11 protein-coding genes and 1 pseudogene are annotated in these 15,113 nt (G+C 68.2%); 8 read left to right on the top strand and 4 right to left on the bottom strand.

Annotated features, from left to right (window positions below; translation table 11 throughout):
- Positions 1 to 32 precede the first annotated feature (32 nt).
- Entirely contained in the window at positions 33 to 884 is an 852-nt protein-coding gene (rlmB, locus tag AAAZ40_RS09620) for a 23S rRNA (guanosine(2251)-2'-O)-methyltransferase RlmB (protein ID WP_476660161.1), read from the top strand.
- A gap of 167 nt (positions 885 to 1,051) precedes the next feature.
- On the opposite strand, the gene AAAZ40_RS09615 is transcribed toward rlmB, so the two are convergent.
- The gene (locus AAAZ40_RS09615) at positions 1,052 to 2,164 is read right to left on the bottom strand and encodes a quinone-dependent dihydroorotate dehydrogenase (protein ID WP_476660160.1); all 1,113 of its coding nucleotides are present in this window, start codon (positions 2,162 to 2,164) and stop codon (positions 1,052 to 1,054) included.
- A gap of 145 nt (positions 2,165 to 2,309) precedes the next feature.
- Here AAAZ40_RS09615 and rpiA point away from each other — a divergent pair, with 145 nt between their 5' ends.
- Entirely contained in the window at positions 2,310 to 2,981 is a 672-nt protein-coding gene (gene rpiA, locus AAAZ40_RS09610) for a ribose-5-phosphate isomerase RpiA (protein ID WP_476660159.1), read from the top strand.
- Between the two features lie 4 nt (positions 2,982 to 2,985).
- Here rpiA and AAAZ40_RS09605 read toward each other — a convergent pair whose 3' ends face one another.
- Positions 2,986 to 5,145, bottom strand: a complete 2,160-nt coding sequence (locus AAAZ40_RS09605; RefSeq protein ID WP_476660158.1) for a M3 family metallopeptidase — start codon at positions 5,143 to 5,145, stop codon at positions 2,986 to 2,988.
- Between the two features lie 9 nt (positions 5,146 to 5,154).
- Positions 5,155 to 5,643, bottom strand: coding sequence for a YhbY family RNA-binding protein (locus tag AAAZ40_RS09600; protein ID WP_476660157.1), 489 nt, complete (start codon positions 5,641 to 5,643; stop codon positions 5,155 to 5,157).
- A 17-nt stretch (positions 5,644 to 5,660) separates the two neighbouring features.
- Between AAAZ40_RS09600 and AAAZ40_RS09595 the strand changes: the two genes are divergently transcribed.
- The 6 genes and pseudogenes from AAAZ40_RS09595 to AAAZ40_RS09570 all read left to right on the top strand — a co-directional run bounded on the left by AAAZ40_RS09595 (position 5,661) and on the right by AAAZ40_RS09570 (position 13,403).
- A complete protein-coding gene (locus tag AAAZ40_RS09595; RefSeq protein ID WP_476660156.1) occupies positions 5,661 to 6,371 on the top strand; it encodes an RlmE family RNA methyltransferase in 711 nt (236 codons plus the stop codon).
- 122 nt (positions 6,372 to 6,493) lie between these two features.
- Positions 6,494 to 8,410, top strand: a complete 1,917-nt coding sequence (gene ftsH / locus AAAZ40_RS09590) for an ATP-dependent zinc metalloprotease FtsH (protein WP_476660155.1) — start codon at positions 6,494 to 6,496, stop codon at positions 8,408 to 8,410.
- A 128-nt stretch (positions 8,411 to 8,538) separates the two neighbouring features.
- Positions 8,539 to 9,361 (top strand): annotated as a pseudogene (folP, locus tag AAAZ40_RS09585) (dihydropteroate synthase).
- A 31-nt stretch (positions 9,362 to 9,392) separates the two neighbouring features.
- A complete protein-coding gene (glmM, locus tag AAAZ40_RS09580) occupies positions 9,393 to 10,739 on the top strand; it encodes a phosphoglucosamine mutase (RefSeq protein ID WP_476660154.1) in 1,347 nt (448 codons plus the stop codon).
- Positions 10,740 to 10,854: 115 nt separating this feature from the next.
- Positions 10,855 to 12,927 carry a polyphosphate kinase 1 gene (gene ppk1 / locus AAAZ40_RS09575; protein ID WP_476660153.1) on the top strand — a complete coding sequence of 691 codons (2,073 nt, stop codon included), beginning with the start codon at positions 10,855 to 10,857 and terminating at the stop codon, positions 12,925 to 12,927.
- 2 nt (positions 12,928 to 12,929) lie between these two features.
- Positions 12,930 to 13,403: a SixA phosphatase family protein gene (locus AAAZ40_RS09570; protein ID WP_476660152.1), complete on the top strand. Its 474-nt coding sequence runs from the start codon at positions 12,930 to 12,932 to the stop codon at positions 13,401 to 13,403.
- Between the two features lie 19 nt (positions 13,404 to 13,422).
- Here AAAZ40_RS09570 and AAAZ40_RS09565 read toward each other — a convergent pair whose 3' ends face one another.
- Positions 13,423 to 14,907 (bottom strand): Ppx/GppA phosphatase family protein, encoded by a 1,485-nt coding sequence (locus AAAZ40_RS09565; RefSeq protein WP_476660151.1) that lies wholly within the window; start codon positions 14,905 to 14,907, stop codon positions 13,423 to 13,425.
- Between the last annotated feature and the right edge of the window lie 206 nt (positions 14,908 to 15,113).

Raw genomic sequence — 15,113 nt, 5'->3', positions numbered from 1 at the left:
GGCCGACAGGGCTGGCGGATAATCGGCCCCCTATGTCTGCAAACAAAGTGCTGTTCGGTTTCCATGCCGTCGGGGTGCGCCTGAAAACCGCGCCGGCCTCGGTGATCGAGGTTGTATACGACCCCACGCGCCGCGATGCGCGCATGAAGGCCTTTCTCGAGCGCGCGCGCGAGGCCCATGTGCGCCTGATCGAGGCCGATGCTTTGCGCATCGCCAAACTGGCCGGCAGCCACGGCCACCAGGGCGTGGCGGCGCGGGTGCTGGCGGTGCCCAGCGCACGTTCGCTCGACGAGCTGCTCGAGCGCCTGGAGGCGGCGGCTGGCCCGAGCAGCCCCACCCCCCCCAGTGCTGCGTCCGCTCCCGGTGTTTCGGACCCGGCCGCGCCCCCGGGCGCAGCCCCCGAAGGCCGCAGCGCCCACGCACAGCCGCTGCTGCTGGTGCTCGACGGTGTGACCGACCCGCACAACCTCGGGGCCTGCCTGCGCGTGGCCGACGGGGCCGGGGTGCACGCCGTGATTGCGCCCAAAGACCACGCCGCCGGCATCAACGCCACCGTGGCCAAGGTGGCCAGCGGCGCCGCCGACACCGTGCCCTATTTCATGGTCACCAACCTCGCACGCACCCTGGGCGAGCTCAAGGAGCGCCACATCTGGGTGGTGGGTGCCAGCGATCAGGCCAGCAAGACGCTCTATCAGACCGATCTGCGCGGCCCGCTGGCCCTGGTTCTGGGGGCCGAGGGGCACGGGCTGCGCCAGCTCACGAGCAAGAGCTGCGACGCGCTGGTGCGCATCCCCATGCACGGCGCGGTCGAGAGCCTCAACGTCTCGGTGGCCAGCGCGATCTGCCTCTACGAGGCGCTGCGCCAGCGCGCACCACCACACTAGGGCGCAGTCGCTGGCAGGCCAGGGTGCGTGCCTGAGTGGGCGCCCATGAGCGCTGCCGGCAAGGCGCAACGCACACAGCCGCAGCCCATGCTTTGGCGCGCATTTGCAACGCCGCCGGCGGTGCGTTGGGGCGGCAAGGCGGGCTTGACCGATTGCCTGCCAGCCGGTCAGGGCCGGCGGCTGCGCTGCAGCGCCTGGGCCACCTCGAGCACCAGCGCCGGCCCGCGGTAGATCAGGCCGCTGTAGAGCTGCACCAGGTCGGCGCCGGCTTCGATCTTGCTGATCGCGTCGGCGCCGCTCAGAATGCCACCCACGCCGATGATCGGAAAGTGCGGCCCCAAGCGCTGGCGCAGCGCGCGCACGACCGCGTTGCTGGCCTGCAGCAGCGGCGCACCCGAGAGGCCACCGGCCTCGTCGGCGTGCGCCTGGCCCTGCACGGCGCTGCGGCTCAGGGTGGTGTTGGTGGCGATGACACCGTCCATGCCGTGGCGCAGCAGGGCGGCGGCGATGGCCTCGATCTGCTCGGCCTCCAGGTCCGGCGCGATCTTGATGAACAACGGCCGGTGCACGCCACTGGCGGCGCCCAGCTCGGCACGGCGCTGGGCCAGGGCGGCCAGCAGCGACTCCAGCGCAGCGTCGCTTTGCAGGGCGCGCAGGTTTTGCGTGTTGGGGCTGGAGATGTTCACCGCCACGTAGTCGGCATGGGGGTAAACGGCCTCCAGCGCGGTGAGGTAGTCGTCGCTGGCGCGCGCGATCGGGGTGGCGGCGTTTTTGCCGATGTTCAGCCCCAGCACCAGGGCCGGCACGGCGCCATCGGTGCCAAGCGCTCCACTCGCACTGGGTGTGCCGTCGGCGCCGCCGGGTCGTCGGGCACGCAGATGGCTGCGGCGCACATTGGCGACGAAGGCCGCCAGCCCGTCGTTGTTGAAGCCGAGCCGGTTGATCAGCGCCTGGCTCTGGGGCAGGCGAAAGATGCGCGGTTTGGGGTTGCCGGCTTGCGCCAGCGGCGTCACGGTGCCGACTTCGACCAGGCCAAAGCCCAGCGCCCCCCAGGCGTCGATGCAGCGCGCGTTCTTGTCCAGCCCGGCGGCCAGGCCGACGCGGTTGGGGAAACGCAGCCCGGCGAGCGTGATCGGGTCGGCCACGCGCGGCTGCTGGAGCAGGGCGCGCAGCGGGCTGTGTTGCAGGCGCTCGAGCTGCGCCAGTGCGAGGTCGTGCGCTTTCTCGGCGTCGAGACGGAATAAAAAAGGGCGCAGGAGCGGGTAGGGCAGCAGTGACATGGCGATAATGCGGTTTTTGTAAAAGTGTGCGGGGCCGTCGGGCCGGCGCCATTGTCCCAGATGCAGTCCCAAATGGCCGGTCAGATCCAGGTCCGGCCAGCTTCCCAGAGCCCATGCAACCCGCGACCGAGCAAACACAGACACCATGAACCAAGACCAACTCAAAACCCTCGTCGGCCAAGCCGCCCTGCAGTACGTGTTGCCGGGCGAGTATGTGGGCGTGGGCACCGGTTCGACCGTGAACAAGTTCATCGACGCCCTCGCCAGCCTCAAGGGCCAGATCCGCGGGGCAGTCTCCAGCTCCGAGGCCTCGTCCGAGCGCCTGCGCGCGCACGGCATCGAGGTGATCGACGCCAACGCGGTCGACGCCCTGGCGCTCTATGTCGATGGCGCCGACGAGATCGACCCCAGCGGCTGCATGATCAAGGGCGGCGGCGCGGCGCTGACGCGCGAGAAGATCGTGGCTGCGCTGGCCCAGCGCTTTGTGTGCATCGCCGACCAGAGCAAGTACGTGCCGGTGCTGGGGCGCTTTGCGCTGCCGGTCGAGGTGATCCCGATGGCGGCGCAGCAGATCGTGCGCCGCTTTGCCGCTCTGGGCGGTGTGGCCAGGCTGCGGCTGCAAGGGGGCGAACCCTTGCGCACCGACAACGGCCAGCACATCCTCGACGTGACCGGGCTGTGCATCAAGGACCCGCTGGCCTTCGAGAGCGAAGTCAACAACTGGCCGGGCGTGGTCTGCGTGGGCGTGTTCGCGCACCAGAAGGCCAGCGTGTGCCTGCTGGGCACGCCCGAGGGCGTGCAGACGCTGACGTTCTGAACGCTCAGGCGGTTGCCGGTTCCAAGGCGTCCGCAGCCCAGTCCGCAGCCGCCATGCCCTGATGGCGCAGCAGCGCGTCGATGCGCGGCTCGCGGCCCCTGAAGGCCTTGAACGATTCCAGCGCCGGGCGGCTGCCACCCACTTCGAGGATGGTCTGGCGCAGGTGGCGGCCGGTGGCTGGGTCGAGCACGTTGCCGCCATTGAGAGCGGCGGCTTCCTCGAAGGCGGCGTAGGCGTCGGCGCTCAGCACCTCGGCCCATTTGTAGCTGTAGTAACCGGCCGCGTAGCCACCGGCAAACACGTGGCTGAAGCTGTGCGGCATGCGCTGCCACGGCGGCGCCTCGAGCACCGCCACTTCGGCGCGCACCTGCGCCAGCAGCGCCATGTAGTCGGCGCTGCCGTCGGCGGCCAGCGGCGCGCTGCCGCTGTGCAGCAGCAGGTCGAACAGGGCGAACTCGACCTGGCGCAGCGTTTGCAGCCCGCTCTGGAAGTTTTTCGCGGCCAGCATCTTGTCGTAGAGCGCGCGCGGCAGCGCGGCGCCGCTGTCCACGTGCGCGCTCAGGTGGCGCAGCACCTCCCACTCCCAGCAGAAGTTTTCCATGAACTGGCTCGGCAGCTCGACGGCGTCCCACTCGACGCCGCTGATGCCGGCGACGTCGCGCTCTTGCACCTGCGTCAGCAGGTGGTGCAGGCCGTGGCCGAACTCGTGGAACAGGGTGATCAGGTCTTCGTGCGTGAGCAGGGCCGGGCGGCCGTCCAGGCCCTCGGCAAAGTTGCACACCAGGTGCGCCACCGGGGTTTGCAGGCCGGCGCCGTCGGGGCGCAGCCAGCGGCAGCGGGCGCCGTCCATCCACGCGCCGCTGCGTTTGCCGTTGCGCGCGCCGGGGTCGAGATAAAAGTGCGCGATCGGGGTGGGGGCGGCGGCGCTGCCAGCAGCCCCAGGGTGTTCGATGCAAAAAAACTGCACGCCGGGGTGCCAGGTGGGGGCGTGGTCGGGCCGGATGCGGACCTCAAACAGGGTTTCGATGAGGCCAAACAGCCCTTCGAGCACCTTGGGCGCGGTGAAATAGGGTTTCACTTCCTGCTCGCTGTAGGCGTAGCGCGCCAGCCGCAGTTGCTCGCCGATGTAGGTCCAGTCCCAGGCTTGGGGCTCGGGCAAGCCGAGCTGCTCGGCGGCAAAGGCGCGCATATCGGCCAGGTCGCGCAGCGCCCAAGGGCGCGCACGTGCCGCCAGTTGGCGCAAAAAGGCGCTCACCTGTTCGGCGCTGTCGGCCATTTTGGGCGCCAGCGAAACCGCCGCGTAGTGCGGGTAGCCCAGCAGCTGCGCCTCTTCGTGGCGCAAGGCCAGTATCTGGCTGATGAGGGCGCTGTTGTCGTGTTGCGGCGTGCTGCCCAGCTCGCTGGCGCGGGTGGCGTAGGCGCGGTAGAGGCGCTGGCGCAGCTCGCGCTGGCGGGCAAACTGCATCAAGGGCAGGTAGCAGGGCAGCTTGAGCGTGAGCAGGTGGCCGGCGGCGTGGCCGGCGGCCTGTGCTGCGGCGCGGGTGGCGGCCAGCACGTCGGGCGGCACGCCGTCGAGCTCGTCGGTGCCGGCCAGGTATTGCCAGGCGTCGGTGGCGTCGAGCAGGTTTTCGCTGAACTTTTGCTGCAGCTCGGCCAGTTGCTCCTGGATGGCGGCAAAGCGCTCTTTGGCCGCGCCCTGCAGCTCGGCGCCGCCGAGCACGAAGCCGCGCAGCGCCAGCGTGCGCGCGCGCGCCTGTTCGGGTGTCAGGCGCGCCGGGTCCAGGGCCTTGTAGCGCGCGTACAAACGCTCGTCGCAGCCTAGGCCGGTCCAAAAGGCGGTCACTGGGGCCAGCATGGCGTTGTAGGCGGCGCGCAGCTCGGGCGTGTCGGCCACGGCGTTGAGGTGGCTGACGGCGCTCCAGGCGCGCTCCAGGCGCTCGGTGGCCACGTCGAGCACCGCCGACATGCGCTGCCAGTCGGGCGGGAAGTCGGGGGCCGTGACCTGTGCCAGTGCGGCCTGGGCCCGTTGCAGCAGCTGCTCGATGGCCGGTTGCACGTGCTCGGGCCGGATGGCGTCGAAGCGCGGCAGACCGGCGCCGTCGAGCAGCGGGTTGGGGGCGGCCGTGGCGGCCGTGGGCGGGGTGGGTGGCGAGCCGGTGGACATGAGCACCCTTCAGCGCGCCTGGCTGGCCTTTTTCACGCTCACCGGCCCGGAGGGGCGTGCGCGCTTGACCAGGCCGCCGGGCGTGAGGCGCTGGTTGCCCAGCACGCGCACGGTTTTCACTTCCGGGCGCTGGCCGCCCTTTTTGCTGTATTTGAGCACCTTGTATTCGCGCGGGCCGGGTTTGCGCTCCTCGTCTGGGGCGGGGTTGGCCTTGTCCTTGGGTGGCAGTGGGCGCCACAGCACCAGCAGCTTGCCGATGTGCTGGATCGGGGCGGCGTTGAGCTCGGCCGCCAGCGTGTGCAGGTAGGCGTCGCGCTGGTTGCGGTCGTCGTTGAACACGCGCACCTTGATCAGGCCGTGGGCTTGCAGGGCGGCCTCGACGGCTTGTGTCACGGCAGCGGTCAGGCCCTCGTTGCCGATCAGCACCACCGGTTCGAGGTGGTGCGCGTTGGCGCGGTGAATTTTTCGGGCGGCAGGAGTGAGTTCGATTTGGGGCATGGGACAATTATCCCCGCATGAAGGTCAAAACACAAAGCAAGAAGGTCAATAAGGCCTGGCTGCATCAACACACCAACGATCCGTGGGTCAAGCGGGCCCAAAAGGAGGGCTACCGCGCGCGCGCCGCCTTCAAGCTGCAAGAAATCGACCAAACCCTGCAGCTGGTGCGCCCCGGCCAGTGCATCGTCGATCTGGGTTGCGCGCCGGGGGCCTGGTGCCAGTACCTGCGCCGGCGCCTGGCGCCGGGCGGGGCCGCAGTGGGCTCGCTCAAGGGTCGCCTCATCGGCATCGACCTGCTGCCCATGGAGCCGATCGAGGGCGTGCAGTTCATCCAGGGCGATTTGGGCGACGCGCAGGTGCTGGCGCAGCTGCACCAGGCGCTGGGTTTGCTAGATGCGGCTGCGCTGGCGGCCGCCCCAGCGGTCGGCGCTGCGCCGCGCGTGGTCGATCTGGTGCTCTCGGACATGGCGCCCAATCTGTCGGGCATCGAGGGCGTGGATGCCGCGCGCAGCGTGCATCTGGTCGAGCTGGCGCTGGATTTTGCCCAGGCCCAGCTCAAGCCCGAGGGCGCGCTGGTGGCCAAGGTCTTTCATGGCAGCGGTTACGAGGGCCTGGTGCAGGCCTTCAGGGCGGCGTTCAGGCAGGTCAAGGTGATCAAACCCAAGGCCTCGCGCGACAAATCGTCTGAAACCTTTTTGATCGGGCTTGGTCTTAAAGCCACAGCATAACGTGGCGCTATCCGCGTCATGCAGATGGATTTCATGCAGCGCCGTGCGCGGGGGCTTGAAAGCCCTAAAATGATGCCCATGTGCAGCGCAGTGTCAGAGTCGGAATTAAGCAGGAGTTTGCCTTGAACAACCAGTGGTTTGCCAAAGTCGCGGTGTGGATGGTGGTGGCCATGGTGCTGTTCACCGTCTTCAACCAATTCCAGGGGGCGCCCACGGCCGGGGCCGCGCCCATCGCCTACTCCGACTTTCTGGAGCAGGTGCGCGCCAACCGCATCCAGAGCGCGACCATCCAGGAGGGCGCCAACGGCACCGAGATCACCGCCGTGACCACCGACGGCCAGCGCATCCGCACCCAGGCCACCTTCCTCGACCGGGGTCTGATCGGCGACCTGATCGCCCACAACGTGCGCTTCGACGTGCAGCCGCGCCAGGAAGCCTCGCTGCTCATGACCATTCTGGTCAGCTGGGGCCCGATGCTGCTGCTCATCGGCGTCTGGATTTATTTCATGCGCCAGATGCAGGGCGGCGGCCGCGGCGGCGCCTTCAGCTTTGGCAAGAGCAAGGCGCGCATGCTCGACGACAGCGCCAACACCGTCACCTTTGCCGACGTGGCCGGCTGCGACGAGGCCAAGGAAGAAGTCAAGGAAGTGGTCGATTTCCTCAAGGACCCGGCGCGCTTCCAGAAACTGGGCGGGCGCATTCCGCGTGGGCTGCTGCTGGTCGGGCCGCCGGGCACCGGCAAGACGCTGCTGGCCAAGTCCATCGCCGGCGAGGCCAAGGTGCCGTTCTTCAGCATCAGCGGCTCCGACTTCGTCGAGATGTTCGTCGGCGTGGGCGCGGCGCGGGTGCGCGACATGTTCGAGCAGGCCAAGAAAAACTCGCCTTGCATCATCTTCATCGACGAGATCGACGCCGTCGGGCGCCAGCGCGGTGCCGGCCTGGGCGGCGGCAACGACGAGCGCGAACAAACGCTGAACCAGATGCTGGTCGAGATGGACGGCTTCGAGACCAACCTGGGCGTGATCGTCATCGCCGCCACCAACCGGCCCGACATTCTGGATGCCGCGCTGCTGCGCCCAGGGCGTTTTGACCGCCAGGTGTATGTCACGCTGCCCGACATCCGCGGCCGCGAGCAGATCCTCAATGTGCACATGCGCAAAGTGCCCTTGGGCACCGACGTGAGCGCGGCCATCATCGCCCGCGGCACCCCCGGCATGAGCGGCGCCGACCTGGCCAACCTGTGCAACGAGGCCGCGCTGATGGCGGCGCGGCGCAACGCGCGCCTGGTCGAAATGCAGGATTTCGAAAAGGCCAAGGACAAGATCCTCATGGGCCCGGAGCGCAAGAGCATGGTCATGCCCGAAGAGGAGCGGCGCAACACCGCCTACCACGAGTCCGGCCACGCCCTGATCGGCAAGCTGCTGCCCAAGTGCGACCCGGTGCACAAGGTCACCATCATCCCGCGCGGCCGCGCCCTGGGCGTGACCATGAGCCTGCCGGAAAAAGACCGCTACAGCTACGACAAGCACTACATGCTGAACCAGATCAGCATGCTGTTCGGTGGCCGCATCGCCGAAGAGGTGTTCATGAACCAGATGACCACCGGCGCCAGCAACGACTTCGAGCGCGCCACCCACATCGCGCGCGACATGGTGATGCGCTACGGCATGAGCGACTCGCTCGGCCCCATGGTCTATGCCGAAAACGAGGGCGAGGTGTTCCTGGGCCGCTCGATCACCAAGACCACGCACATCAGCGAAGAGACCATGCGCAAGGTCGATGTCGAGGTGCGCCGCATCATCGACGAGCAGTACGCGCTGGCGCGCAAGCTGATCGAGGACCACGCCGACAAGATGCACGCCATGGCCAAGGCGCTGCTGGAGTGGGAAACCATCGACAGCGAGCAGATCGACGACATCATGGCCGGCAAACCGCCGCGCGCGCCCAAAGACTGGACGCCGCGCAACCCCAGCGTGGGCGGTGGCGGTGGCGGCGGCTCGACTGCGGTCAAACCCGAGGCGGCTCCTACTGCGGCGTGAGTTCCCCGTCCAGCCGGGGCTGGGCCGCAAGCGTGGCGGGCAACGGCGCCACCGGCACGGCGGCAGAGGCGGGTGGCTGCGTCTGGCAGACCAGCCGCTTTGCGCTCGACCTGGCGCAGCCGCGCGTGATGGGCATCCTCAACCTCACGCCCGACTCGTTTTCTGACGGCGGCCTGTACCTGACCCCCAGCGCCGCCTTGCGCCATGCCGAGCGCCTGCTGGCCGAGGGCGCCGATGTGCTCGACCTCGGGGCCGAATCGACCCGGCCCGGCGCCACGCCGCTGCCGCTCGAGGCTGAGCTGCAGCGCCTGCTGCCACTGCTGCGCGAGCTGCGCGGCTGGCAGGTGCCGCTTTCGATCGACACCTACAAACCCGAAGCCATGCAAGCCTGCCTCGACGAGGGGGCCGACATCATCAACGACGTTCTGGGCGCTGCGCCGCACGGCCGGCCCCGGCCCGGATGGCCTTCCGGTCGGCCCCAGCGCCGAGGAGGTGCTGGCCCGGCACCCCAGCTGCGGCGTCTGCCTGATGCACATGCATCTGGAGCCGCAGACCATGCAAAGCGTGCCCATGAGCGGCGACGTGCTGCCCCAGGTGCACGATTTCTTGCGTCAGCGCGCCCGCGCGCTGCAGGCGCGTGGGGTGGCGCGTGCGCGCATCGTGCTCGACCCCGGCATCGGCTTTGGCAAAACGGTGGCGCAAAACTTTGCCCTGCTGGCGCGCCAGAGCGAGCTGCTGGCGCTGGGCTACCCGCTGCTGCTGGGGTGGTCGCGCAAATCGTCGCTGGGCGCCGTCACGGGCTGCGCGCAAGCGGCCGAGCGCGTGCACGCCAGCGTGGCTGCGGCGCTGCTGGCGCTCGAGCGTGGGGCGCGCGTCGTGCGCGTGCACGACGTGGCGCCGACGGTGCAGGCCCTCAAGGTCTGGCAGGCGATGCGAGAGCAGGCGCGATAATTCGGATCTTTTGGGGCAGGACGGCACCGGCATGAGCAGCAGACAGTACTTTGGCACCGATGGCATTCGCGGCACCGTGGGCCAGCCGCCCATCACCCCCGATTTTGTGTTGCGGCTGGCCCATGCCGTGGGGCGCGTGCTCAGGCGCCAGCAGTCGCACCCCAAGGTGCTGATCGGCAAAGACACGCGCATCTCGGGCTACATGCTGGAGTCGGCGCTCGAGTCCGGGTTCAACTCGGCCGGGGTCGATGTGGTGTTGCTCGGGCCCTTGCCCACGCCGGCGGTGGCCTACCTGACGCGGGCCCAGCGCGCCAGCCTCGGGGTGGTGATTTCGGCCAGCCACAACCCCTTTGCCGACAACGGCATCAAGTTTTTCAGCGCCCAGGGCAGCAAGCTCAGCGACGAGTGGGAGCTCGAGGTCGAGGCCGCGCTCAGCCAGCCGCCGCAGTGGGCCGCTTCGGCGCAGTTGGGCCGCACGCAGCGCCTCAACGACGCCGCCGGGCGCTACATCGAGTTTTGCAAGAGCACCTTTGGCACCGAGCTGACGCTGCGCGGGCTCAAGATCGTCGTCGATGCCGCGCACGGCGCCGCCTACCACATCGCCCCCAAGGTCTTTCACGAGCTCGGGGCCGAGGTGATCGAGATCGGCTGCCAGCCCGACGGCTTCAATATCAACCACGAGGTCGGGGCCACGCACCCGCAGGCGCTGGTGGCGGCGGTGGCCCAGCACCGCGCCGACCTCGGCATTGCCCTCGATGGCGACGCCGACCGTTTGTTGCTGGTCGATGCCCAAGGCCGGTTCTACAACGGCGACGAACTGCTGTATCTGCTGGCCGACGACCGCCTTGGGCGCGACGAGGTGGTGCCGGGTGTGGTGGGCACGCTCATGACCAACATGGCGGTGGAGCTGGCGCTGCAAGCCAAGGGCGTGCCGCTGCGGCGCGCCGCGGTGGGCGACCGCTACGTGCTCGAGGAACTGCAACGCCAGCGCTGGCAGCTCGGCGGCGAGGGCTCGGGTCACCTGCTGATTCTGGATCGGCAGACCACGGGCGATGGCATCGTGGCCGCCTTGCAGGTGTTGCAGGTGTGCGTGCGCAGCGGCCAGTCGCTGGCGCAGCTGCTGCAGGGCCTCGAGCTGTTTCCGCAAACCCTGCTCAACGTGCGCCTGCAGCCTGGGCAAGACTGGAAAACCGACGCCGCGCTGGCGCGCACGCTGGCGCAGGCCGAAGCGGCGCTGCAGGGGCAGGGGCGGGTGCTGATACGCGCCAGCGGCACCGAGCCGCTGCTGCGCGTGATGGTCGAGGCGCGCGAAGCCGCGCTGGCGCAAGGTTGGGCCGAGCGCCTGGTGGCCAGCCTGAGCGAGCGCAGCGCCGCCTGAACGCCGACGAGCGCGGCCCTGGGTATGCGGGTTTACGCGGGGTTGTCATATTTCGGGGCACGGGCCGTTCCATAATTGAACGTTATGGCCCTTCAGGGAATCGTAAACCAGACGCATGAGCACCACACCGCCCCCCAAGCACGGTTTTTTGGACCGCGACCAAAGCATACTTGCCTTCAACGAACGCGTGCTCGACCTGGCCCGTCGCCCGGCCGTGCCCATGCTGGAGCGGTTGCGCTACCTGACCATCGTTTCATCCAACCTCGACGAGTTTTTCGAGGTCCGTTTTGCGCCGCAGCTGGCGGCTTTCATGGCCAACGAACAGCGCGGCGCCATCACGGCGCAGAGCTTTCGCGAAGTGGCGGCCAAGGTCCATTCCCTGGTCGATCTGCAATACCTGATTCTCAACGAGGAATTGCACCCGATCCTGGAAAAGCGCGGCGTGAAAATCGTACCGCACAGCGAGCGCACGCCGGTGCAGCGGCGCTGGGTGAGGGAATACTTCGCCACCGAGGTGCAGCCACTGCTGCTGCCGGTGGGGCTCGACCCCTCGCACCCCTTCCCTCAGGTGGCCAACAAGTCGCTCAATTTCATCGTGCGCCTGGCCGGGCGCGACGCCTTTGGGCGCGAAAACGAAGTGGCGATCGTCAAGGTGCCGCGTTCGCTGCCGCGCTATCTGCGCATCCCCGGCACGCGCATGAGCAAAACCGCCTGCTTCATCTCGATTTCGAGCCTGATCCGCTCGCATCTGGGCGACTTGTTTCCGGGCCGCACGGTGACCGAGTTCTCGCAGTTTCGCGTCACGCGCCACTCCGATCTGGCGGTCGATGAAGAGGAGGTGAAAAACCTGCGCACGGCCATGCGCCTGGGGCTGCAGCACCGCCACTACGGTCAGGCGCTGCGGCTCGAAGTCTCGGCCGGTTGCTCCGAATTCTTATCCGATTTTCTGCTGCAGCAGTTCAACTTGCCGCCCGAGTGCCTGTTTCGCGTCAGCGGGCCGGTGAACTTGGTGCGCATGACGCAGCTGATCGACCTGCTCGAGTTGCCCGCCCTGCGCTTCGAGCCCTACTTGCCCGGCTGGCCCTCGCAACTGGTGCCGGGGCAGTCGTTTTTTGAGCGCCTCAAAAAGGGCGACGTGCTCATCCACCAGCCCTACGAGAGTTTCGATGCCGTGCTGGCGTTTTTGCGCGAGGCGGTCGAAGACCCGCAGGTGCTGGCGATCAAACAGACCATCTACCGCACCGGCAACAAGGGCGAGATGGCCGAACTGCTGCGCGAAGCCGTGCGCCGCGGCAAAGAGGTCACGGCGGTGGTCGAGCTCAAGGCGCGCTTCGACGAAGAGGCCAACATCAACCAGGCCGAGCGGCTGGAGTCGGTCGGGGCGCAGGTGGTGTATGGCATCGTGGGGCTCAAGACGCACGCCAAGATGCTGCTCATCACGCGGCGCGAAGAGGGGCGGCTGGTGCGCTACGCGCATCTGTCCACCGGCAACTACAACCCCGGCACGGCGCGGCTGTACACCGATTTCAGCTACCTCACGGCCGACGAGGCCCTCACCAGCGACCTCGACCACGTGTTCTTGCACCTGGCCAGCCAGAGCCGCCTGCCCAGGCTGCACAAGGTGCTGGCGGCGCCGTTTTACCTGCACAAAGGCATGCTCGAGCGCATCGAGGCCTGCGTGGCGGCCGCCAGACAGGGGCAAGAGGCGCGCATCATCCTCAAAACCAACGCCCTCACCGACGAGCCGCTGGCCCGCGCGCTGGCGCACGCCTCGCAGGCCGGGGTGCAGATCGACGCCATCGTGCGCGGGGCCTGCATTTTGCCGGCCGGGGTGCCGGGCTACACCGACAACGTGCGCATCCGCTCCGTCATCGGGCGCTTGCTCGAGCACTCGCGGGTGTTTTACTTCCGCCATGGCGAACAAGAGGAGCTGTGGCTGTCCAGCGCCGACTGGATGAACCGCAACATGCTGCGCCGCGTCGAGCTGGCCTGGCCGGTGACCGACCCGGCGCTGCGCCAGCGCGTGATGGAAGAAGGCATCCACCAGTACCTGCACGACAGCCGCGACGCCTGGCTGCTGCAACCCGATGGCAGCTACGCGCGCGCTGGGGTGCACCAAGGGCGCGGGCGCAACCCGCTGCACTCGGCCCAAACCAACCTCATGACCCGTCACGGGGGCAAAGGATGAACATGGACTTGATCCTCTGGCGCCACGCCGAAGCCGAAGACCTGGAAGAAACCGAAGACGGCTGCGGCGCCGACCTGTCGCGGCGCCTCACCCCCAAGGGCGAGCGCCAGGCGCTGCGCATGGCGGCTTGGCTCGACCGTCAGCTGCCCGAAGGGGTGCGCGTCTATTGCAGCCCCGCAGTGCGCACCGAACAGACCGTGATCGCGCTCGGGCGCAAATACAAGGCGCGCGACGAACTGCGCCCCAATGGCACGGTCGAAGAGCTGCTGCAACTGGTGCAGTGGCCCGACGCGCGCCAGCCCGCCTTGGTCGTCGGGCACCAGCCGACGCTGGGCCGCACCGTGGCCCGGCTGCTCGATTGGCGCGAGGAAGACTGCTCGATCCGCAAGGGTTCGGTCTGGTGGCTGCGCCAGCGCGAGCGCGACGGCCGCGCGCAAACCGTGATCGTGACCGTGCAAATGCCAGAGCTGCTCTGAACCGATCGGCCAAGCGCAATCAGCGCAGATCCAGGTCCAGCGCCCAGTGCGTTTTTTGCCAGGCCAGCGCTTCTTCTTCCAGCAGCCAGGCCGATTGCGGATAGCGCTTGGACCAGCCCGGCACCGAGCTGAACTTGAAGCGGTTGGCCTTGTATCCCAGCCGCAGGGCGGCGCTGTCGGGGTCTTTGCGGGCATGGCACAGCAGCACCGCCAGCCGCAGGCACAGCAGCTGCTTGGCAAACAGCTCTTCTTGCAGCTCGGCTTCGACCTTGCGCAGCTTGCCGCGCTGGCCCAGTACCAGGCGGCTCATGCGGTGCAGCTCGGGCAGCGAAAAGCCTGGTGCGTCCACGTGGTCGAGGATGTAGGCCCCGTGGCGGTAGGATTGCTCGTGCGAGATGTGGGTGCCGATCTCGTGCAGGCGCGCCGCCCAGTCGAGCTTGCGCGAGTAGCGGCCGTTGAGCGGGTCTTCGTCGGCCACTTGCGCAAACAGCCGCACCGCCAAGGCGGCCACGCGACCGGCCTGGGCCTGGTCCACGGCGTAGCGCGCACCCAGCCAGCGCACCGTGCGCTCGCGGACGTCGGTCTGGTCGCTGCCGCGGTCGATCAGGTCAAACAGCGCGCCCTGGCGCAACGCCCCATAGGAGCGGTGCAGCGCCTGCAGATCAAAGAGCTCGAACAGCGTGTGCAGCACGCTCAAGCCGCCGCACAGCACCGGGCGCCGGTCGTCGCGCAGGCCATCGAGGCGCAGTTCGCTCACGTTGCCGGCGCGCAACAGGCGCTCGGTGAGCCAGTCCAACCCAGGGCGGGTGATCACGTCGGGCTCAAAACCGTTGAGGGCCAGTATTTCGCACACCGCGCCGGCGCTGCCCGATGAGCCATAAGCCAGCTTCCATTCGGCAGCGGGAAAGGTGTCCAGGGCTTCGTCGAGCACCGCCTTGGCCGCGATCACGGCGGTGCGCAGCATGGGGGTGGTGAACTGGCCACGGGCAAAATAGCGCTGCGTCCACGACACCGAACCCAAGCGGTACGATTCCAGCCGCAGCGGCTCGTAGCCCAGGCCCAGGATGATTTCGGTCGAGCGCCCACCGATGTCGATCACCAGGCGCCGCTCGTCCGACTGCGGCAGCAGGTGCGAGGCGCCCTGATAGATCAGCCGCGCCTCCTCATGGCCAGAAATCACGTCGATGGCAAAACCCAGCACCGCCTGCGCCTTGCGCAAAAAATCGTCGCGGTTGCGGGCCTCGCGCAGGGTCTGGGTGGCCACGGCGCGCACCTGGGTTTTCTTGAAGCCTTGCAGGCGCTCGCCAAAACGCGCCAGGCACTCCCAGCCGCGCTCCATCGCCGCCAGGCTCAGGTTTTTGTACTCGTCGAGCCCGGCCCCCAGGCGCACCGGTTCCTTGATGTAATCGACCCGGGCCACATGCCCCGAGTCGTAGCGGCCAACCTCGAGTCTGAAGCTGTTCGAGCCCAAATCCACTGCCGCCAAAAGCGTTCCGTCGTCCATAATGGTATGTACCTAATCGGGCCAAGCATACCACTGGCAGGGCAGGCCCCTGAAGCTCAGGCCCCACGGCGCCGCCCAACCTGAGCGGCGGCATGCCGCAAGCGGCGTCAATCCCATGCTGCTGCCAGCTAAAATGGCGCGATCACCTCGGTGACACACCTCGGTCTCCGCGCACCAAACACCAAGCACCAGGCACCCAGCCAACC

This window comes from Serpentinimonas sp. SMBJO2 (genome assembly GCF_056341105.1).
This window is presented reverse-complemented; position numbering and strand designations above follow the sequence as displayed.

What these genes read in the sequence shown, in the direction of transcription:
- AAAZ40_RS09600 (WP_476660157.1), bottom strand. Translation starts at nt 5,643, where the DNA reads ATGCCCCAAATCGAACTCACTCCTGCCGCCCGAAAAATTCACCGCGCC.
- rpiA (WP_476660159.1), top strand. Translation starts at nt 2,310, where the DNA reads ATGAACCAAGACCAACTCAAAACCCTCGTCGGCCAAGCCGCCCTGCAG.
- ppk1 (WP_476660153.1), top strand. Translation starts at nt 10,855, where the DNA reads ATGAGCACCACACCGCCCCCCAAGCACGGTTTTTTGGACCGCGACCAA.
- AAAZ40_RS09570 (WP_476660152.1), top strand. Translation starts at nt 12,930, where the DNA reads ATGGACTTGATCCTCTGGCGCCACGCCGAAGCCGAAGACCTGGAAGAA.
- AAAZ40_RS09615 (WP_476660160.1), bottom strand. Translation starts at nt 2,164, where the DNA reads ATGTCACTGCTGCCCTACCCGCTCCTGCGCCCTTTTTTATTCCGTCTC.
- glmM (WP_476660154.1), top strand. Translation starts at nt 9,393, where the DNA reads ATGAGCAGCAGACAGTACTTTGGCACCGATGGCATTCGCGGCACCGTG.
- AAAZ40_RS09595 (WP_476660156.1), top strand. Translation starts at nt 5,661, where the DNA reads ATGAAGGTCAAAACACAAAGCAAGAAGGTCAATAAGGCCTGGCTGCAT.
- AAAZ40_RS09565 (WP_476660151.1), bottom strand. Translation starts at nt 14,907, where the DNA reads ATGGACGACGGAACGCTTTTGGCGGCAGTGGATTTGGGCTCGAACAGC.
- AAAZ40_RS09605 (WP_476660158.1), bottom strand. Translation starts at nt 5,145, where the DNA reads ATGTCCACCGGCTCGCCACCCACCCCGCCCACGGCCGCCACGGCCGCC.
- rlmB (WP_476660161.1), top strand. Translation starts at nt 33, where the DNA reads ATGTCTGCAAACAAAGTGCTGTTCGGTTTCCATGCCGTCGGGGTGCGC.